This window comes from Bacillus sp. JJ1532, assembly GCF_036965085.1.
In the GTDB taxonomy this organism is placed as follows: Bacteria; Bacillota; Bacilli; order Bacillales; family Cytobacillaceae; genus Cytobacillus.
Window position 1 is genome coordinate 9,348 of the sequence record NZ_JBALOW010000044.1, and the last position, 20,171, is coordinate 29,518.

Genomic DNA, 20,171 nt, shown 5'->3' on the forward strand with positions numbered 1-20,171 from the left:
AAGGCGCCTCCGCTTTTCTTATTCTATTTAAATGGGTACAAGCATATATTGGAACGAGCCATAAACTAAGGAGGATCGTTCGTGTATGCGTGTTTCTAATGTAACAGTGAGAAAAAGGTTAACAATAGCTTTAGTCGCAGGCATGTTAATTTTTTTTATAATCGATATTCGGCTTGGATATGTTCAATTCTTTTTGGGCAACTCATTAACAGATGGTGCAAAAGAACTATGGAGCCGTGATATACCCTTCGAACCTGAAAGAGGCGAAATCGTTGACCGTAATGGGATCGCGCTTGCGACAAATGTCAGTGCACCTACAATATATGTAGTACCAAGGCAAATTAAAGACCCTCATGATGTTGCGGAAAAATTGGCTGCAGTCCTTAATGCATCTAAGGAAAAAATTTATTCAGAGATTACTAAGAAAGAAAAAGATGTAAAATTAACAGCTGGAAGAAAGATCTCCCATGAAAAGGCAAAAGAAATAAGAGCGTTGAATATAGATGGTGTTTATCTTGGTGAGGATTCAAAAAGACATTATCCATTTGGAAATTATTTGTCCCATGTTTTAGGGTTTGCCGGGATTGATAATCAAGGGTTGATGGGTTTAGAACTTTATTATGATAAAGAATTGCAGGGGAAAAAGGGATCCGTTAAGTTTTATGCAAATGCAAAAGGTGAACGAATGAATGATATGGCTGACGATTATGATCCCCCTGAGGATGGATTAGATTTAAGGTTAACAATAGATTCTAAGGTTCAGACCATTATGGAACGGGTATTAGATAATGCTCAAGCGACTTATAACCCAGATGGAATAATTGCTATCGCGATGAATCCGAATAATGGAGAAATATTAGCGATGTCAAGCAGGCCAAATTTTGATCCTGCTAATTTCCGGAATGTCTCACCTGAAGTTTACAACCGTAATCTCCCAATTTGGAGTACATTTGAACCAGGATCTACTTTTAAAATCATAACACTTGCTGCCGCATTGGAGGAAGGGAAGGTAGATCTGAAAAAAGATCATTTCCATGATCCGGGCTACGTTAAAGTGGGCGGAGCAAGATTGCGATGCTGGAAAAAAGGCGGCCATGGCAGCCAATCATTCCTTGAAGTAGTTCAAAATTCGTGTAACCCTGGCTTTGTTGAGCTTGGTGATAGATTAGGAAAAGAAACTTTATTTAAATATATAAGAGACTTTGGATTTGGTGAAAAAACAGGAATAGACCTGCAAGGAGAAGGAACTGGAATCCTGTTTAATATGGATAAAGTGGGGCCCGTTGAACAAGCAACTACTGCTTTTGGACAGGGGGTTTCAGTCACTCCCATCCAACAAGTTGCTGCCCTTTCAGCAGCTATAAACGGCGGGACATTATATACGCCATATGTAGCAAAGGAACTCATTGATCCAATAACTGGTGAAGTTGTGATGAGAAAAACTCCTACAGCTAAAAGGGAAGTAATTTCAAAAGAAACATCAGATCAAATTAGATATGCCCTTGAAAGTGTTGTGGCCCAAGGAACGGGAGGTAAAGCATTTATTGACGGGTACCGTGTGGGAGGAAAAACCGGAACAGCCCAAAAGGCCCAAGGCGGCAGATACCTTGAAAATAACCATATCGTTTCATTTATTGGCTTTGCCCCAGCAGATGATCCACAGCTAGTTGTATATGTTGCTGTAGATAATCCAAAAGGCACCGTTCAATTTGGGGGAGTTGTTGCTGCCCCGATTGTAGGAGACATTATGGAAGATAGTCTGCGTGCGATGGGAGTTAAGCCGAGGGAAAAACAAATCGAGAAAAAGCTTACATGGCCTGATGTTCCGATGATCGAAGTGCCGGATTTAGTAGGGATAACGAAAAAAGAGCTCGGAGAACTATATATTAATTTAAGAATAGATGCTAGCGGGGAAGGGAACAAAGTGGTTAAGCAAACACCAGAACCGGGAATAAAGCTTAAAGAAGGGTCCACAATAAGACTTTATTTTGGCAAGGAAGAATAAAATAATGCCATTCTAAAAAAAAGCGGGCGGCCCATTATGATACGCCGCCTGCATTTTTATTATCCATTTTTAGACTTAGTAAATTCGAATAGCTAAATGTCAATTTTTCATGTAAAATGAAAATCGTTACGATTTTTGGCTGTTTCTAATATGGCATGGATTATAGTATGTAAAGTCTATGAGTTAAGGGGATGACGAAATGAAGTTACATACGCTTTTGCATGATTTGCAGCCATACATGGCATATAGCGGAGAAAATCCTGACATCTCTTCAATAGAAAATGACAGTCGTAAAGTGGAAAAAGGCAGTTTGTTCATTTGTATTAAAGGATTTACAGTAGATGGACATGATTTTGCCTCCTCTGCGGTAAAGAAGGGTGCGGCCGCAATCATTTCCGAAAAAGAAATGAACCTTTCTGTACCGGTTATTGTTGTTCGAAATACAAGGCGTGCAATGGCGTTATTAGCCGACTCCTTTTTCAAACAGCCAAGTAAGAAACTGCATTTAATTGGGATTACCGGAACAAATGGCAAGACAACAACAAGCCATTTAATCGAAAAAATATTATCCGATTATGGCAGAAAGACTGGCTTGATTGGGACAATGTATACAAAAATAGGGGATAAAATATCGGAAGTGAAAAATACAACTCCAGATGCCCTTACACTGCAAAGGATTTTCAGACGAATGGCTGATGCTGGTGTACAATCAACAGTGATGGAAGTTTCTTCTCATGCTTTGGATGAAGGAAGGGTCCACGGGTGTGATTTTGATATAGCCGTTTTCACAAATTTAACTCAGGATCACTTGGATTTCCATAAAACCATGGATGAGTATAGAAATGCAAAAGGTCTTTTGTTTGCACAGTTAGGCAGTGCATTCCGATATAATCCTCCAAAGTATGCCGTTCTAAATAACGATGATTCTGTAACCAATCATTATATAAAAGCAACATCAGCTCATGTTTTAACATATGGGATTGATCAGCCTGCAGATTTACAAGCTGTAAATATCCAAATGACAGCTTTTGGGACATCATTTGAATTACATAGTCCATTTGGAATTTATCAAATATCTATGCAGCTAGTAGGGATGTTTAGCGTATATAATGTGTTGGCAGCAATTGGTGCAGGGATAGCATCCGGCATTCCTATGAAACCGATCATTCAATCAATTGAGGAAGTGAAAGGTGTTTCTGGCCGTTTTGAGACAGTCGATGCAGGACAGAAATTTACTGTGATTGTTGATTATGCACATACGCCAGACAGCTTAGAAAATGCATTGAAAACAGTCAAGCAAATTGCTGCAAAAAGAATTTTTGTAATCGTTGGCTGTGGCGGGGACAGGGACCGTTCGAAAAGGCCATTAATGGCAAGTATTGCATGTCAGTATGGCACCGATGCTATTTTCACTTCTGATAATCCCCGTAGTGAGGATCCCCTCGCGATATTGGCAGATATGGAAGCTGGGGTAAAAGGTCAAAAATATAAAGTTATTCTTGACCGAAAAGAAGCAATTTATTATGCAATTAACATGGCAGCTGAAGGTGATGTCATATTAATAGCTGGAAAAGGGCATGAAACCTATCAGCTAATTGGAAATCAAGTTTTTGATTTTGATGACCGGCTAGTTGCAAAAGCGGCAATAGAGGAGCGATAAAATGTTATTAGCGTATGGTGATTTAGCGAAACTGTTTCCGAAAATGAAAGGAATACAGGATCATGAGCTTTTTTTTCATACGGTCGCGACAATTTCAGATGTACCCCAATTCAGAGGAGTGTTCATCCCTCTTGGCGAGAATACAGGGGAGTTGAAGAAAGCCATTGAAAATGGTGCAGTTGCTGCCCTGTGGAAGGAAGAGATGGAGATTCCCCGATATACTCCTAATCATTTTCCAATATTTTTTACTAATGACTTATTGAAAGGCTTAAAGGACATGATGGAACTATATATAGAAAAATTAAACCAACAACAAAAAACAGAACTTAAAGTGACTAATTTCCTCTTTTCAGATGAAATACTTCTTAATGAAAATAATTCAACATATGATATTGCTGTGATAGCAGAAAAAATGAAGGTAATAAATAATCTGCTCCAGGAAAGAAAGGAGGGAGCAAAATGATGGAGAAAGTAATATTTTTTACAATAATAATGAGCTTTTTAGTAACAGTCCTGCTTTCTCCCATCTTTATCCCCTTCTTGAGAAGATTAAAATTTGGGCAAAGCATAAGAGAGGAAGGTCCTCAATCACATTTAAAGAAATCCGGTACTCCTACGATGGGGGGAATTATGATCCTTCTCTCGATTGCCATTACTACCATTGTGATGACAGGGAAGTTCTCTGAACCAACTGTAAAGACTTATTTGCTCTTATTAGTTACACTCGGATTTGGGCTGCTTGGTTTCCTTGATGACTTTATTAAGGTCGCTTTGAAAAGGAATCTAGGATTGACTTCAATACAGAAGTTATTAGGGCAAATTATTATTTCAATTATTTTTTATTTTGTTTTTCAGCAAAACGATTTTTCAACAGTCATTCATATTCCATTAACAAATCTTTCTTTTGATTTAGGCTGGATGTATGTTTTCTTTATCATATTTTGGCTAGTTGGCTTTTCCAATGCTGTGAATCTTACAGATGGTTTGGATGGTCTTTTATCTGGAACAGCTGCAATCGCTTTTGGAGCGTTTGCTGTTTTGGCTTGGAGTTTATCACAATTTGAAATTGCCATTTTTTCTGTAGCGGTGGCAGGTGCTGTGCTAGGGTTCCTCGTTTTCAATGCTCATCCTGCCAAAGTATTTATGGGGGATACCGGCTCCCTAGCACTTGGTGGAGCTATTGCTACAATTGCTATATTAACAAAGCTTGAAATCATTTTACTTATTATTGGCGGCGTTTTTGTAATCGAAACTTTGTCTGTTATTTTACAGGTGATTTCATTTAAAACAACAGGTAAAAGGATCTTTAAGATGAGTCCATTACATCATCATTATGAGCTAATTGGATGGTCTGAGTGGAGAGTAGTGGTGACCTTTTGGGCTGTAGGCCTGCTTTGCGCAATTCTTGGAATCTATATTGAGGTGTGGATGTAATTGAAACAGATCAATCGCTATCGTCATAAAAAAATATTAGTATTAGGATTAGCAAAAAGTGGGGTTGCTGCTGCTTCTCTTTTACATAAACTCGGTGCTTTTGTAACCGTAAATGATTACAAACCACTTTCCGAAAATCTGGAGGCACAAAGTCTGCTAGAAGAAGGAATTACTGTTATATGTGGAGAGCATCCTATAGGACTCCTTGAAGAGGGTTTTGAGCTTATCGTGAAAAATCCGGGGATTCCTTATCATAATCCAATGATTGTAGGGGCAATTGAAAAGGAGATACCTATTATTACAGAGGTTGAGCTTGCCTATCAAATTTCTGAAGCCCCGCTTATTGGGATCACAGGGACAAATGGGAAGACAACAACTACCACACTTATTTATGAAATGCTGAAGGAAGGCGGGAAGCTTCCTTTAATTGCAGGCAATATTGGTACAGTAGCATCCGATGTAGCACAGGAGGCAACTAGGGAAAATACAATTGTTATCGAATTGTCTTCTTTTCAGCTTATGGGTATAAATGAATTTAAACCAAAAATTGCTATTTTAACAAATCTTTACGATGCTCACCTTGATTATCATGGGACAAGAAATGATTATGTTCAAGCGAAAGCAAATATTACTAAAAATCAAACGAATGATGATTATTTTATCGTAAATGCTGAGCAGGATGAAGTGTTGGAGGTCGCTGCACAGTCAAATGCCACAATCATTCCGTTTTCAGTTAAAAGTAAATTAAATTCTGGTGTTTATCATGAAAACGGCTGGATTTACTTTAATAACGAAAGAATTATTGAGACAAAGGAAATCGTGTTGCCGGGTGCTCATAACTTAGAAAATATTTTTTCTGCTATTGCTGCGGCCAAGCTTTCATCAGTTGATAACGAGGCAATTTCAAAAGTACTTCGTACATTTATAGGTGTTAAGCATCGCTTGCAGTATGTTAGAGAATTTGGGGGCAGAAAATTTTATAACGATTCAAAAGCAACGAATATTTTAGCAACTCAAAATGCTATTTCCGCTTTTCATGAACCTATTATTCTTCTTGCGGGCGGTTTGGACCGTGGGAATGAATTTGATGAACTCACTCCTTACTTCAAAAACGTAAAGGCAATAGTAACCTTTGGGCAAACAGCCCCAAAAATTGAAAGAGCTGCCATTAAAGCAGGAATAAAAAACATTTTGCATGTCGATAATGTGGAAAAAGCCGTTCCTGTAGCCTATCAGTTATCTGAACTGGGAGACGTGATATTATTATCGCCAGCTTGTGCGAGCTGGGATCAATATAAAACTTTTGAGGTTAGGGGAGACATTTTTATACAAGCGGTGCATATGCTTAAGTGAGGGCTTGTACGCGAAAAAGGAAAAAACAGCTTAGGGAGTCATCTTTCGCAAAAATTGCTTCGTTTTTTACACGGCCCTAAAACTAGCATTCGAGGTGTTTTGTGTTGCCAACAAAAAGAACGACTCCCGATTTGATTTTAATCATCGTAACTTTAACATTGCTTTCAGTTGGATTAACGATGGTATATAGTGCTAGCGCTATTTGGGCAGAGTATAAATTTGATGATTCTTTTTTCTTTGCTAAGAGACAGCTGCTGTTCGCAGGGGTAGGGATAGCCGCGATGTTTTTTATTATGAATGTCGATTACTGGACTTGGAGAACTTGGGCAAAGGTTATAGTCATCATTTGTTTTGTCCTTTTAATACTTGTTCTCATACCAGGAATTGGAAATGTTAGGAATGGTTCAAGGAGCTGGATAGGGGTCGGAGCTTTTTCGATTCAGCCATCGGAATTTATGAAGCTTGCGATGATTGCCTTTCTCGCAAAATACTTATCTGAGCGCCAAAAACTAATAACGTCATTTACAAAAGGATTAATTCCCTCATTAGGGATTGTGTTTTTGGCTTTTGGATTAATCATGCTGCAGCCCGATCTAGGAACGGGGACCGTCATGGTTGGAACTTGTCTTGTTATGATATTCATTGCAGGGGGGAGAATTAGCCATTTTCTCGGTCTTGGTTTACTGGGGCTTGGAGGATTTGCAGCCTTGATCTTATCTGCTCCATATCGGATCAAACGAATAACGTCTTTTTTGGATCCATGGGAAGACCCATTGGGAAGCGGATTTCAAATTATTCAATCCTTATATGCAATAGGGCCAGGTGGGTTATTTGGATTAGGCCTAGGACAGAGCAGACAAAAATTCTTCTATCTCCCAGAACCGCAAACAGACTTCATATTTGCCATTCTTTCGGAAGAACTTGGGTTTATTGGCGGATCGTTTGTAATTTTATTGTTTTCTTTATTATTATGGAGAGGAATTAGGATTGCCCTCGGAGCTCCTGACCTATTTGGCAGTTTCCTAGCGGTTGGTATTATTGCTATGATCGCTATCCAGGTCATGATTAATATCGGGGTTGTCATTGGACTCATGCCCGTTACTGGGATTACCCTTCCATTCTTAAGCTATGGCGGATCATCCTTAACACTTATGCTTTTAGCAATCGGTGTTTTGTTAAATATTAGCCGATATTCAAGATATTAATTTTTTGACCCTGATTACAGGGTTTCTTTTTGTTTTGTCTATCGTATAGTATTTTTATTACGGTTAGATGAAAATGAATAAAATCCACTGAAATTTATTACATTTACATGTCATTATGATATCCCATTATAATCATTAGTTTTTATATAGTAGAATAGGGTGTGTGAGCCGAACGGGGGTCACCACGGCAAGAAAATAAATCAATACACTCTGCTTTGAGGTGAGCACATGAAAATAGCAATTAGCGGCGGCGGAACTGGTGGGCATATTTATCCAGCTCTTGCTCTCATAAGAGAAATACAAAAGGATAATAAGGATGCAGAGTTTTTATATATTGGAACAGTAAGCGGTTTAGAAAGTAAACTTGTCCCAAGAGAAAATATTCCGTTTAAATCAATACATATTACTGGATTTAAAAGAAAGCTTTCATTAGAAAATGTAAAAACTATTTTCCGTTTTTTAAAAGGTGTTAAGGATAGTAAGAAAATGCTTAGAGAATTTAATGCAGATGTTGTAATTGGTACAGGAGGATACGTATGCGGGCCAGTTGTATATGCTGCAGCAAAGCTAGGTATCCCAACGATCATTCATGAGCAGAATAGTGTACCTGGTTTAACAAATAAATTTCTAAGCAAATATGTCGATCGAATTGCTGTTTGCTTTGAAGAAGCAAGTAAATATTTTCCGCATGAAAAAGTCGAGTTAACCGGAAATCCGCGTGCTTCAGAGGTTATTGGGAAAGATGGAATTAATGGGCGGCTATCCGCTGGGTTAAAAACAAATGTCCCCGTTGTATTAATCGTAGGTGGGAGCCGGGGTGCAAAACCTATTAATGAAGCAGTTCTAAAATCATTGGCGGAACTTGGTGAAAAGCCATATCAAATATTGTATGTGACTGGTGATGTTCATTTTGATGAAGTTCAAAATGAAGTTGAATTGATTGGAAATCCTGAAAATGTAATCATTAAACCGTTTATACATAATATGCCAGAAATTCTTGCAGGAACAGATTTAACAATTGCTAGAGCAGGAGCTACAACCCTCGCTGAATTAACCTCACTTGGGATCCCTAGTATTCTAATACCTAGTCCTTATGTTACAAATAACCATCAGGAAAAGAATGCTAGATCATTAAGTGATCATGGAGCAGCTGAATTGTTATTGGAAAAGGATCTGACAGGGAAGAAGCTTGTTGAGTTAATGGACCAAATCTTAATGGATGAAGTAAAGTTAAAGGACATGAAAAAATCCTCAAAGAAATTAGGGATTCCTGATGCGGCTAATAGGCTTTACAGGCTAATGGAAGAACTCGTTACGAAGAGGGGAAAGTAGCCTAAAAGAAATAACTGCATAAAATGGTCTATAAATTAAATTTAGAATTGAATTTAAAAAGAAAGGGAGGTAAATATGAACGAATTAATTGACAAGCTAAATGAATTAAACATTGGAAAAATAAAAGAACAAGAGCCTTTAGCTAATCATACAACTATGAAAATAGGCGGACCAGCCAATTTGTTTATTGAGCCTTCATCTGTCGAAAATATAATAAAAACAGTTGAGCTCCTTCATGAATATAAAGTAGGATGGACAGCAATTGGAAGAGGGTCTAACTTGCTAATATCAGATTTAGGTATAGAAGGCGCAGTCATTAAACTTGGATCAGGTTTGTCACATATGGAAATTAACGGATCAGAGCTAAAGGTTGGCGGTGGATATTCAATCGTCAGTCTTTCCACACAAATAAGCAGAAAGGGACTTTCAGGTCTTGAATTTGCAAGTGGTATTCCTGGTTCAGTCGGTGGGGCTGTTTATATGAATGCTGGTGCTCATGGTTCTGATATTTCTAACATATTAACAAAAGCCCACATTCTTTTTGAAGACGGGAAGGTAGAATGGCTATCTAATGAGGAAATGGAATTTTCCTATAGAACATCCGTTTTACAGAAAAAACGCCCTGGCATTGTCATTGAAGCCGTCTTTCAATTACAGCCCGGAGATAAAGACAAAATTTTTGAAGAAATGCAAAGAAATAAGGATTACCGGAAAGAAACACAGCCATGGAATTTTCCTTGTGCAGGCAGTATTTTTAGAAATCCCCTGCCTAATTATGCGGGTAAGCTGATTGAAGATGCAGGATTAAAAGGCTTTTCCATCGGGGGAGCTAAAGTATCAGATATGCATGGAAATTTCATTGTCAACACAGGAAATGCAAAAGCTGCTGATGTCCTGGCATTGATTCAGCACATAAAAGATGAAATTTATGAAAGATTTGCGATTAAAATAGAAACCGAAGTAGAAATAATCGGTCGAAAGTAACGGGAAAAAATCCTTACTACGGCTATTTATTATGGTATAATTGTACTCTAGGACTAAGGTCAGTATTCACTTTGGAAAGACGGCATGTCTATTCGTGCCGTTTGTTTTCCCATTTATAAATTTGGTTTTTATGAAAAAGGACAAGTCTTCCTTTATTTATTTTGATTTATATTGGGTTATTTGAAAGATTATGTGTGATACTTGAGGTGAATGATATGGAAAAAGGAAATGTTGTTTCTCTTGAGGACCGAATTCCAAAGCTAAAACAACAAAGGCGAAAAAAAGCTAATAGAAGACTGATTTTTTTGCTGCTGTTATTTTTCACGCTTATTTCTTTTATCATTTATTTCCAATCTCCCTTAAGCCATATACATAAAATCGAAGTTTTAGGCAGCTCCACATACAGCCAAGAAGAATTGATTTCTCTGTCAGGTCTTTCCGAGAAAATAAATATTTGGAAAGTAGATGAAAGTGCTATAAAGAGCAAACTTGAAGAGCTTCCAGAGATAAAATCCGCAAATGTTAAGATCAATTTGCCTAATACTGTTAGAATGACAATAAGTGAATATAAGCGTATCGCCTACATAATGAAAGATAAAAGCTATTTGCCGGTTCTTGAAAATGGGAAAGTTCTTAAAAAGAGTAAAACTGCTGAAATCCCCGCAACTGCGCCTATACTCATTGGCTTTTCTGAAGGTAATGAACTTAATGGAATGATTAATGAGCTTGAAGTGCTTCCAGAGGTGGTATTAAATTCTATTTCTGAAATTCACCATACCCCAAAGAAAACAGATACGTATAATCTGACTCTTTATATGAATGATGGATTTGAAGTAAGTGCTACAGTCAAAAGCTTTTCAGAAAAAATGTCACACTACCCTTCAATTATTAGCCAATTGGACCCTAATAAAAAAGGCATTATTGATTTGGAAGTCGGCTCTTATTTCAAAGCTTATGAACAAGAGGGAGCTGAACAGCTTGAAGAAGAAATTGAAAGTGACGGGTAATCATGTTATTTTTTCTCTTGTTTTTCTTGTATTAGGCTATATCATTGCTTTTTCATATCATCAAACTCAAAGCGAAGGTGAGAACACAGCTATAACAGGAAAACAATGGGAAAGAGATTTAGAATTACGGAATCAATTAGTTCAATTAGAGGAAAAAAACCGCTCATTACAAAAAGAATTAAATGAAAAGCAAGAGAGAGTGCGTGAAATCGAGAAGGAGATGTCACAAGAAGCACAGGTTTACTTCAATCTCGCTGAAGATGCAGAAAAGTATAGAATGTATTTAGGCAAGGTTAAAGTAAAAGGGCAAGGTGTTGAAGTAACGCTGGCAGATGGGGATTATAATCCTGAAGAAGTGAATGTTAATAATTATATTGTTCATGAACATCATGTGTTTAAGGTAATAAATGAATTATATATATCTGGTGCTTCTGCTATTGCTATTAACGGACAAAGGCTAGCCCATAATTCATATATTCTCTGTAATGGGCCGGTTATAGAAGTTGACGGCTATCAGCATCCAGCACCCTTCGTCATTTCCGCTATTGGCGATGCTGATGTTTTAGCCTCAGCTTTGAATTTAACAGGCGGAGTAAAGGATTCATTAGTCAATGATAATATTCTATTTACTCTTGAAAAAAAAGCCGATATTATGTTGGAGCCTTTGTTAGGAAGCTAATATAACAGTATGTATAATTGTTTCAAAAATCGTCCACATTTTTAAATTAGGTTGGAAAGTTAGGTGGTAAAAAACGTGGACAAATTCAAAAAAAATATAAATTTCACACTTATAACGATTGTCATTGGATTTATGGTAGCTATTCAATTTCGAACGGTTAAAGAGCCCGTTGTACGTGATACTCGAGATACTTGGCAGCTTAGGGAAGATGTCATGAAGGAAAATGAGCTCCAGATCAAACTAATTCGTGAAGTACGATCAAATGAAGAAAAGATTGCCAAGTACGAAACTGAACTAAAGCAAAGCAAAGAACAAATTTTGAGGGAAACTCTTGGTGAACTAAAAGCAGAAGCAGGGTTAACGAAGGTACAAGGAAATGGGATCATCTTAAATATTGAGCCAGTATATGAAGAACTTTTAGTTGGCAAGCCTGTATCAACTGTTTCTCCCGATTTATTAAAAAGACTAATTAATGAATTAAATATGTATAATGCAATGCACATATCAATTGATGGTCAGCGCCTCATTAATACAACGGTAATTAGAGATATAAACGGAGAAACAAAGGTTGACGGGCATTCCCTCAATCGATTGCCAATCGAGATCAAGGTGATCGCTGAAGACGCAAAATCCGCTGACAAACTGTTTAAACGGATGCAAGTATCAAAATCTGCTGACGAATTTTTTATTGATAATCTAAGGGTGAAAGTTCAAAAGCCGGAGGGAATTATTACAATACCCGCGTATGAAAATACAATAAGGATAAGAGATATGGAACCAGTGAACACAGACAAAGGAGGCAATTCATAATATGTGGCTTCCTTTATTAGGATTAATAATAGGTGTTATTCTAGGTTTATTTACCGAAGTGAAAATTCCAGAGGAGTATTCCAATTATTTATCTATTGCTGTACTTGCCGCATTAGATACGTTATTTGGAGGAATACGTGCTCAGCTTCAGAACATATACGATGAAAAGGTTTTTGTTTCCGGTTTCTTTTTTAATATTTTGCTTGCTGCAAGTTTGGCTTTTCTAGGTGTTCATCTTGGTGTAGACTTATATTTAGCGGCAGTATTTGCATTTGGAGTTAGATTATTCCAAAATATAGCTGTGATAAGAAGAATATTATTGACAAAATGGTCTGTAAGCCGTGAAAAAACTGAAAAAAATTAATTTTTATAAAGGGAAATTGCTAGTTTTGCCGAATTATTTAATATTAGCAAATTAATTTAGAATAAAGCGGGAATAGCAAAAGGAGGTGCCATAGAATGAACAACAATGAAATATATGTAAGTCTTGACATCGGTACATCCAGCGTAAAAGTTATCATAGGGGAAATGGTCAACGACTCTTTAAATATTATTGGTGTCGGCAGTGTGCAATCTGAAGGTTTAAGAAAGGGAGCCATTGTTGATATAGATGAAACGGTTCATTCAATTAGAAAGGCAATTGAACAGGCTGAAAGAATGATAGGAATGGAAATTACAAGTGTAATAGTTGGCATCACTGGCAACCATGTTATGCTCCAGCCATGTCATGGAGTAGTTGCAGTTTCAAGTGAAAACAGGGAAATTTCAGATGATGATGTAGCTAGAGTCATTGATGCAGCCCAAGTGGTTTCTATTCCGCCGGAAAGAGATATAATCGATGTCATTCCGAAACAATTTATTGTTGATGGTTTAGATGAAATTAATGATCCGCGTGGAATGATAGGGGTACGTCTTGAAATGGAAGGCACCATTATTACTGGATCCAAGACCATTTTACATAATTCATTACGTTGTGTTGAACGTGCGGGTCTTGAAATACTTGACATTACACTTCAGCCTTTGGCAGCTGGTGCTTACGCATTGTCAAAGGATGAGAAGAATCTCGGTGTAGCCCTAATTGATATTGGCGGTGGTTCAACAACAATAGCCATATTTGAACAGGGTAATTTAAAAGCTACAAGTGTTCTTCCAGTAGGGGGAGACCATATCACAAAGGATTTATCAATCGGTCTCCGCACATCAACTGAGGATGCTGAAAAGATAAAAACCAAGTATGGATATGCTTTTTATGACCATGCATCAGAAGAAGAGGTTTTCAGTGTACCGATAATTGGGAGTGACCAGCACCAGCAATTTAATCAGCTGGAAATTTCTGATATCATTGAAGCACGTATGGAAGAAATCTTTGACTTGATCCAAAATGAAGTGAGAAGGCTAGGCTCTCAAGACTTGCCTGGAGGATTCGTTCTTACAGGTGGGGTCGCGAACACTCAAGGGATCCTTGAGTTAGCCCAAGTCATTTTTCAAAATCGGGTTCGAATCGCCATACCAGATTATATCGGTGTAAGGGAGCCACAATTTACGACTGCAGTAGGACTAATTAAATTTGCATATAAAAATGCGAAGATTCAAGGCAGAAAAATGGCAATGGGCGGAGCACCCGTCCATGCACCAGAAGTAAAAGAAAAGCGTGTTCCAAAACAACCGCAACCAAAAAAGCCGGAAAAACAACCGGAAGAAAAAATTACATCAAGAGTGAAGAAGTTCCTCGGATACTTTTTCGAATAGTGGCTAAAAAGGCAAAAATGCTATTTATCAATTTTAATATAATTTAATAAATCAATGAATTATTTACTTAGTATAAATGGCGTCTATACACTTTGCCTTTTAAAAAATTATTCGTAAAAATGGTGTTCTATGGGATATCGTCGAATTAGGAGGATTTGTCATGTTGGAATTTGATACTAATTTAGATTCATTGGCAACTATTAAAGTCATCGGCGTTGGCGGCGGTGGTAACAACGCGGTTAACCGAATGATTGAACATGGTGTACAAGGTGTAGAATTTATTGCAGTTAACACGGATGCTCAGGCACTAAATTTATCTAAAGCAGAAGTGAAAATGCAAATTGGCGGAAAGCTCACCCGTGGACTTGGTGCAGGTGCTAACCCTGAGGTCGGTAAGAAGGCTGCTGAAGAGAGTAAAGAGCAAATTGAAGAAGCTCTTAAAGGAGCAGATATGGTTTTTGTAACTGCCGGTATGGGTGGAGGGACAGGAACAGGTGCTGCGCCTGTAATCGCTCAAATTGCACGAGATCTTGGGGCATTAACTGTTGGAGTTGTCACACGTCCGTTTACCTTTGAAGGACGAAAGCGTTCTACACAAGCTGCGGGCGGTATTGCTTCTATGAAGGAAGCTGTTGACACATTGATTGTCATACCTAATGATCGTTTATTAGAAATCGTAGATAAAAGTACGCCAATGCTTGAAGCTTTCCGTGAGGCTGATAATGTGCTCCGTCAAGGTGTACAAGGTATCTCTGACTTAATTGCAGTGCCTGGACTAATTAACCTAGATTTCGCGGATGTTAAAACAATTATGTCCAGCAAAGGATCAGCATTAATGGGAATTGGTGTTGCTGCTGGAGAGAACCGTGCTGCTGAGGCTGCGAAGAAAGCCATCTCCTCTCCGTTATTAGAAACATCTATTGATGGCGCTCAAGGTGTACTAATGAATATTACTGGCGGAACGAATTTAAGTCTTTATGAGGTACAAGAAGCAGCAGATATTGTTGCAACTGCATCTGATCAGGATGTTAATATGATTTTTGGCTCGGTTATTAATGAAAACCTAAATGATGAGATTGTCGTTACAGTAATTGCTACTGGCTTTAATGAAGAAATTCCCCAGCCAAAACCGTCTTCTAGGCCAACTTTTGGACAACCAAAACCTGCAATAAATCAAGTTAAACGTGAACCAAAAAGAGAAGAAGTTTCTCATGAACCCGTAAGAAATAATTATACTCAACAAACTGATGATGCATTAGACATCCCTACATTTTTAAGAAATAGAAATCGTAGAAGATAATTGTATGTCAATGAATAAAGGCATGACCTCTGTTAAAGAGAGTCATGCCTTTTTATTGTTTATTAACTTAAACAGTTTGAGACTCTTTTAATTCCATGGCCGGTCCGAAGAATTCATAGCGGATATTTTCCTTTTTGATGCCTGCTTTCATTAATGCTTCATACATAGCTTGCATAAAGCCGACGGGACCGCACATATAAACAATAGCATCTTTGTTATTGATTACTTTATTTAACCAATCAGAAGTAATATAGCCTTCTTTACTATAGAGCCCATTTTCTTTGTCAAGAGCAGTTGGTTTTTCATAGCAGTAATAGCTTCTTACTAATTCACTTTTCTCGGTTATTTGCTTGACTTCATTGACAAACGCATGAACATTTCCATTAATAGCTGCATGGATAAAGGTAGTTTCTTGTTGTTTATCAGCTAGTTGATGGAGCATGCAAAGCATCGGTGTGATGCCTACCCCACCGCTAAGCAGAACGGTTGGCCGAATTGTTTGTTCCTCTAATACAAAATCACCAGCAGGCGCACTGATTTCAATGATGTCGCCAACCTTGGCATTATTGTGCAAATAAGTTGAAACGATTCCAGCAGGTTTATTTCCAATTGGATCCTCTCTCTTAACTGATATGCGATAGAACGATTTATCTTGTGATTGAGATAGGCTATATTGACGAATATGTGTGTATTGTTCGTTAGGTATATTATTTAATTTAATACTAATGTATTGTCCGGGAATAAATTCAGCGATAGGCTCTCCATCGACTGGTGTAAAGTAAAAGGAGGTAATAACATCACTTTCCTTTACGATTTTTTCAATTTTAAATTCTCTGAAAAGCTCCCAGCCCCCTTGCTGTTTGCCCGCCTTATCATACATATCCTTTTCTACATTAATAAATGCATCGGCAATAACTCCATAGGCTTTTTCCCATGCACTAATGATTTCATCTGTAGCAGCCTCACCTAATACTGCTTTTATGGCTAATAGCAAATGTTTTCCTACTATTGGATATTGCTCTGGCAATATTCCTAAAGATCTGTGCTTATGGGCTATTTGTTTTACTACAGGGACAATCGCTTCTAATTGATCGATATATTTCGCAGCGGCATAGACAGTATTTGCAAGCGCTTTTTGCTGTCTGCCTTGCTTTTGATTAGCGTGATTAAAAACATTTAATAATTCTGGATGATTGCCGAACATTAATTCATAGAATTTTTTTGTGATTTCTTCTCCATGCTGTTCAAGAACTGGAACTGTACTCTTAATAATATCAATTGTTTTTTGATCTAACATTCTGAAAAACCCCTTTACTCTATTATCATCGTCATTATAGTGGAATAAAGAATTCGAAAGTGTGATTTGAATCACACTTTTTTAGACCAAAAGTGTCTAGTTTGTGAAAAGCTAAATATTGACAAAATTCGAAAGGAATAGTGGAAATTTCTATCTTTTTGATTACAGAAAGTGACACACTTTATCTTATAGGGTACGTTATACTTTTTTTAAAAGATTACTAGGTGTCATATATTTGTTCCTACCAATCTATAAGGAGGAAGAAGATTGGAGGTTTATTTAGATATTATTTGGGCTTTAAATCTTTTATTTGATAGCCTGTTGCTTTACTTAACTGCTGTTATCTTAAAAAGGGATATAAGGCTTTGGAGGCTTTTTACAGGGGGATTAATTGGGTCTGCCATAATTTTGTTATCCCTTACTCCATTGAACACGTTCTCATCACATCCATTTGCTAAATTGTTATTCTCTATTTTCATGATTTTAACAGTGTTTGGTTATAAAAGGCTTCGCTACTTTATTAACGGTTTGATGACTTTTTATTTAATAACGTTTTTAATTGGCGGAACACTGATCGGTGTGCATTATTTTATCAAATTTGACTTTCAGCTTTCTTCCTCGGTTATGCTTGCAAGTGTTAAAGGGTTTGGGGATCCAATCAGCTGGGTATTTGTATTAATTGGTTTTCCATTAGCCTGGCATTTTTCTAAACGTAATATGGATCAAATTGAAATGACAAAAATCCAATATGATACTTTAATTAAGGTCATTGTTTCAATAAATGGTGAAATATTCAGGTTTAAAGGTCTAATTGATAGCGGAAACCAGCTTTATGATCCAATTACTAAAATGCCCGTCATGTTTATTTCATTAAAAAACAGGGTTGAGGAATTTCCAGAGGATATAGTAAAAATGGCCCGAAATCCAGAAAATATCATTCTAGGTGAGGAAATGATATCTTCAGATTGGGAGTACAGAATGAGAATTGTTCCATACAAAGTAGTTGGACAAGAACACCAGTTAATTATTGCAATTAAGCCTGATTACATTGAATTAGAAAAAGAAAATGAATTAATGAAGGTAGAAAAAGGTCTTATTTCTTTTTCAATGCAGCAGCTGTCCGCAGATGATGCATTTCAATGCATTGTACATCCTAAGATGCTTACGACTACAAAAAAGGTTAATACAGAGGCATATGTAAAGCATGCATAGTAACACATTTCTATTTAGGAGGAGGATATTTCATGAAACGGTTAAAACTTCGCTTATCATACTATTGGTATAAATTATTAATGAAGCTTGGACTTAAAACGGATGAAGTATATTATATTGGCGGAAGCGAAGCATTGCCCCCTCCTCTTAGCAAAGAAGAAGAGGAACTGTTATTAGAAAAACTTCCGAATGGTGATAAAGCAGCAAGATCCATTTTAATTGAAAGAAATTTAAGGCTAGTTGTTTATATAGCTAGGAAATTTGAAAATACAGGAATCAATATTGAGGATTTAATTAGTATTGGCACCATTGGCCTTATTAAGGCTGTTAACACCTTTAATCCCGAAAAGAAAATAAAGCTTGCTACATATGCGTCACGGTGTATAGAAAATGAGATATTAATGTATTTAAGAAGAAATAATAAAATTCGTTCAGAGGTTTCCTTTGATGAGCCATTAAATATTGATTGGGATGGAAATGAATTGCTTTTATCAGATGTATTAGGTACGGAGGAAGATATTATTACTAAGGACCTCGAAGCAAATGTAGATAAGAAACTCTTATCAAAAGCATTGCATCAGTTATCTGATAGAGAAAAGCAAATTATGGAACTGCGGTTTGGACTAGGAACTGGGGAAGAGAAGACCCAAAAGGATGTAGCTGATATGCTGGGCATTTCACAATCGTATATTTCAAGATTAGAAAAGCGAATAATAAAGCGGCTTAAAAAAGAATTTAATAAAATGGTATAGAGCTGTAAATTTATTATTTCGAAAAAAATTATTTTTATAAAAAAAATGCAGGATTAAAGCTTGAATCCATCGTGTTTTTCTAAATTATGTGTTTGAGTCAAACTTCTAGCCGTGCATATTTTTCCTCCTCAAGGAAATACTGTTTTTTGTACAGCAGCTCCTATGAGGAGGGAAAGAATTGACTCGAAATAAAGTAGAAATTTGCGGTGTTGATACATCAAAGCTTCCAGTTTTGAAAAACGAAGAAATGAGAGAACTCTTCAAGCAAATGCATAAGGGGGATATAACCGCACGGGAAAAACTCGTTAACGGTAATTTACGCCTAGTTCTCAGCGTTATCCAACGCTTTAATAACAGGGGTGAATTTGTTGATGACCTATTCCAGGTCGGCTGTATCGGTCTAATGAAGTCTATTGATAATTTTGATTTAAGTCAAAACGTTAAGTTTTCCACCTATGCTGTTCCCATGATAATAGGCGAAATTAGAAGATATTTGCGTGATAATAATCCGATACGCGTCTCTCGTTCATTAAGGGATATTGCTTACAAGGCATTGCAAGTAAGAGAACGATTGATGAGTAAAACATCGAGAGAGCCGACAGCAGTTGAAATTGCGAAGGAGCTTGATGTGCCGCATGAGGAAATTGTATTTGCTTTAGATGCAATTCAAGACCCTGTGTCCTTGTTTGAACCCATTTATAATGATGGGGGAGATCCAATTTATGTGGTGGATCAATTAAGTGATGAGAAGAGTAAGGATATTCAATGGATTGAGGAAATAGCGTTAAAAGAAGGAATGAGAAGGTTAAACGATCGGGAAAAGCTAATTCTGCGAAAACGCTTTTTTCAAGGGAAAACTCAAATGGAAGTTGCTGAAGAAATCGGCATCTCCCAAGCACAAGTTTCGAGACTTGAGAAAGCTGCCATCAAACAAATGAATAAAAATATTCAAAGCTAAGCTGCCGTTTTGGCAGCTTATTCTTTTTTCTATTAATAGATACGATAATTTATTATGGATAGTCATATATATTCTATATCGATGCGAAATGATGGGAGTGGGAGGAAATGATAAGAATATCAGAATTCCAAATGAAGGATGTCATAAATGTAGCAAATGGAAAGAAGCTTGGCAATGTTGGGGATATAGATATCAATGTTCAAACCGGGAAAATTAATGCTGTTATTATTGGGGGAACTGGGAAGGTTTTAGGTTTTTTTGGCCGGGATGAAGATATGATTATTCCTTGGAAAAATATCCTTAAGATTGGGGAAGATGTCATCCTTGTGCGTTACCAGAATGGTAATATGGAGAAAGATGTCGATGAAGATGTGTAAATAATGTCTTTTAACTGTGAAGAGTGGCTATATTATGGTAAACTATAGAAAAATATA

The 20,171-nt window shown here is 37.1% G+C and carries 19 protein-coding genes; 18 read left to right on the top strand and 1 reads right to left on the bottom strand.

Annotation, left to right across the window (positions count from 1 at the left end):
• Window positions 1–85 precede the first annotated feature (85 nt).
• The 14 genes from V7122_RS14840 to ftsZ all read left to right on the top strand — a co-directional run bounded on the left by V7122_RS14840 (window position 86) and on the right by ftsZ (window position 15,518).
• Window positions 86–2,005: a stage V sporulation protein D gene (locus V7122_RS14840; protein WP_335354299.1), complete on the top strand. Its 1,920-nt coding sequence runs from the start codon at window positions 86–88 to the stop codon at window positions 2,003–2,005.
• Between the two features lie 199 nt (window positions 2,006–2,204).
• On the top strand, window positions 2,205–3,665 hold the full coding sequence (locus V7122_RS14845; protein ID WP_335346574.1) for a UDP-N-acetylmuramoyl-L-alanyl-D-glutamate--2,6-diaminopimelate ligase: 1,461 nt from the start codon (window positions 2,205–2,207) through the stop codon (window positions 3,663–3,665).
• A gap of 1 nt (window position 3,666) precedes the next feature.
• A complete protein-coding gene (locus V7122_RS14850; RefSeq protein WP_335527407.1) occupies window positions 3,667–4,128 on the top strand; it encodes a hypothetical protein in 462 nt (153 codons plus the stop codon).
• A complete protein-coding gene (gene mraY, locus V7122_RS14855; RefSeq protein WP_335346576.1) occupies window positions 4,125–5,099 on the top strand; it encodes a phospho-N-acetylmuramoyl-pentapeptide-transferase in 975 nt (324 codons plus the stop codon). The genes V7122_RS14850 and mraY overlap by 4 nt, the downstream gene beginning before the upstream one ends.
• Window positions 5,100–6,452: a UDP-N-acetylmuramoyl-L-alanine--D-glutamate ligase gene (murD, locus tag V7122_RS14860; RefSeq protein ID WP_335354298.1), complete on the top strand. Its 1,353-nt coding sequence runs from the start codon at window positions 5,100–5,102 to the stop codon at window positions 6,450–6,452. It begins immediately after the preceding gene.
• 104 nt (window positions 6,453–6,556) lie between these two features.
• Complete coding sequence (gene spoVE, locus V7122_RS14865; RefSeq protein WP_335346578.1) at window positions 6,557–7,657, top strand: stage V sporulation protein E; 1,101 nt, start codon at window positions 6,557–6,559, stop codon at window positions 7,655–7,657.
• Between the two features lie 228 nt (window positions 7,658–7,885).
• Entirely contained in the window at window positions 7,886–8,989 is a 1,104-nt protein-coding gene (murG, locus tag V7122_RS14870; protein WP_335527409.1) for an undecaprenyldiphospho-muramoylpentapeptide beta-N-acetylglucosaminyltransferase, read from the top strand.
• A gap of 75 nt (window positions 8,990–9,064) precedes the next feature.
• Window positions 9,065–9,973 (top strand): UDP-N-acetylmuramate dehydrogenase, encoded by a 909-nt coding sequence (gene murB / locus V7122_RS14875; RefSeq protein ID WP_335346580.1) that lies wholly within the window; start codon window positions 9,065–9,067, stop codon window positions 9,971–9,973.
• A 215-nt stretch (window positions 9,974–10,188) separates the two neighbouring features.
• Window positions 10,189–10,980: a cell division protein FtsQ/DivIB gene (locus V7122_RS14880; protein ID WP_335346581.1), complete on the top strand. Its 792-nt coding sequence runs from the start codon at window positions 10,189–10,191 to the stop codon at window positions 10,978–10,980.
• Window positions 10,928–11,659, top strand: coding sequence for a DUF881 domain-containing protein (locus V7122_RS14885; RefSeq protein ID WP_335346582.1), 732 nt, complete (start codon window positions 10,928–10,930; stop codon window positions 11,657–11,659). The genes V7122_RS14880 and V7122_RS14885 overlap by 53 nt, the downstream gene beginning before the upstream one ends.
• A 75-nt stretch (window positions 11,660–11,734) precedes the next feature.
• The gene (locus V7122_RS14890) at window positions 11,735–12,469 is read left to right on the top strand and encodes a DUF881 domain-containing protein (RefSeq protein ID WP_335354296.1); all 735 of its coding nucleotides are present in this window, start codon (window positions 11,735–11,737) and stop codon (window positions 12,467–12,469) included.
• Between the two features lies 1 nt (window position 12,470).
• Entirely contained in the window at window positions 12,471–12,833 is a 363-nt protein-coding gene (locus V7122_RS14895; RefSeq protein WP_335348300.1) for a small basic family protein, read from the top strand.
• A gap of 95 nt (window positions 12,834–12,928) precedes the next feature.
• Window positions 12,929–14,218: a cell division protein FtsA gene (gene ftsA / locus V7122_RS14900; protein ID WP_335354295.1), complete on the top strand. Its 1,290-nt coding sequence runs from the start codon at window positions 12,929–12,931 to the stop codon at window positions 14,216–14,218.
• 160 nt (window positions 14,219–14,378) lie between these two features.
• Entirely contained in the window at window positions 14,379–15,518 is a 1,140-nt protein-coding gene (gene ftsZ, locus V7122_RS14905; RefSeq protein ID WP_335348298.1) for a cell division protein FtsZ, read from the top strand.
• 67 nt (window positions 15,519–15,585) lie between these two features.
• Here ftsZ and hmpA read toward each other — a convergent pair whose 3' ends face one another.
• Window positions 15,586–16,815: an NO-inducible flavohemoprotein gene (gene hmpA / locus V7122_RS14910; RefSeq protein ID WP_335354294.1), complete on the bottom strand. Its 1,230-nt coding sequence runs from the start codon at window positions 16,813–16,815 to the stop codon at window positions 15,586–15,588.
• Window positions 16,816–17,082: 267 nt separating this feature from the next.
• Between hmpA and spoIIGA the strand changes: the two genes are divergently transcribed.
• The 4 genes from spoIIGA to V7122_RS14930 all read left to right on the top strand — a co-directional run bounded on the left by spoIIGA (window position 17,083) and on the right by V7122_RS14930 (window position 20,114).
• Window positions 17,083–18,027, top strand: coding sequence for a sigma-E processing peptidase SpoIIGA (gene spoIIGA, locus V7122_RS14915; RefSeq protein ID WP_335355280.1), 945 nt, complete (start codon window positions 17,083–17,085; stop codon window positions 18,025–18,027).
• A 32-nt stretch (window positions 18,028–18,059) separates the two neighbouring features.
• A complete protein-coding gene (sigE, locus tag V7122_RS14920) occupies window positions 18,060–18,779 on the top strand; it encodes an RNA polymerase sporulation sigma factor SigE (RefSeq protein WP_335355281.1) in 720 nt (239 codons plus the stop codon).
• Window positions 18,780–18,957: 178 nt separating this feature from the next.
• Window positions 18,958–19,737, top strand: coding sequence for an RNA polymerase sporulation sigma factor SigG (gene sigG, locus V7122_RS14925; RefSeq protein ID WP_066289326.1), 780 nt, complete (start codon window positions 18,958–18,960; stop codon window positions 19,735–19,737).
• Between the two features lie 107 nt (window positions 19,738–19,844).
• Window positions 19,845–20,114: a YlmC/YmxH family sporulation protein gene (locus V7122_RS14930; protein WP_335355282.1), complete on the top strand. Its 270-nt coding sequence runs from the start codon at window positions 19,845–19,847 to the stop codon at window positions 20,112–20,114.
• Window positions 20,115–20,171 lie beyond the last annotated feature (57 nt).

Bases quoted from the DNA above. Each gene is read 5' to 3' on its own strand.
- V7122_RS14840 (WP_335354299.1), top strand. From the start codon at position 86: ATGCGTGTTTCTAATGTAACAGTGAGAAAAAGGTTAACAATAGCTTTA.
- V7122_RS14845 (WP_335346574.1), top strand. From the start codon at position 2,205: ATGAAGTTACATACGCTTTTGCATGATTTGCAGCCATACATGGCATAT.
- V7122_RS14850 (WP_335527407.1), top strand. From the start codon at position 3,667: ATGTTATTAGCGTATGGTGATTTAGCGAAACTGTTTCCGAAAATGAAA.
- mraY (WP_335346576.1), top strand. From the start codon at position 4,125: ATGATGGAGAAAGTAATATTTTTTACAATAATAATGAGCTTTTTAGTA.
- murG (WP_335527409.1), top strand. From the start codon at position 7,886: ATGAAAATAGCAATTAGCGGCGGCGGAACTGGTGGGCATATTTATCCA.
- murB (WP_335346580.1), top strand. From the start codon at position 9,065: ATGAACGAATTAATTGACAAGCTAAATGAATTAAACATTGGAAAAATA.
- V7122_RS14880 (WP_335346581.1), top strand. From the start codon at position 10,189: ATGGAAAAAGGAAATGTTGTTTCTCTTGAGGACCGAATTCCAAAGCTA.
- V7122_RS14885 (WP_335346582.1), top strand. From the start codon at position 10,928: ATGAACAAGAGGGAGCTGAACAGCTTGAAGAAGAAATTGAAAGTGACG.
- V7122_RS14895 (WP_335348300.1), top strand. From the start codon at position 12,471: ATGTGGCTTCCTTTATTAGGATTAATAATAGGTGTTATTCTAGGTTTA.
- ftsA (WP_335354295.1), top strand. From the start codon at position 12,929: ATGAACAACAATGAAATATATGTAAGTCTTGACATCGGTACATCCAGC.
- ftsZ (WP_335348298.1), top strand. From the start codon at position 14,379: ATGTTGGAATTTGATACTAATTTAGATTCATTGGCAACTATTAAAGTC.
- hmpA (WP_335354294.1), bottom strand. From the start codon at position 16,815: ATGTTAGATCAAAAAACAATTGATATTATTAAGAGTACAGTTCCAGTT.
- sigE (WP_335355281.1), top strand. From the start codon at position 18,060: ATGAAACGGTTAAAACTTCGCTTATCATACTATTGGTATAAATTATTA.
- V7122_RS14930 (WP_335355282.1), top strand. From the start codon at position 19,845: ATGATAAGAATATCAGAATTCCAAATGAAGGATGTCATAAATGTAGCA.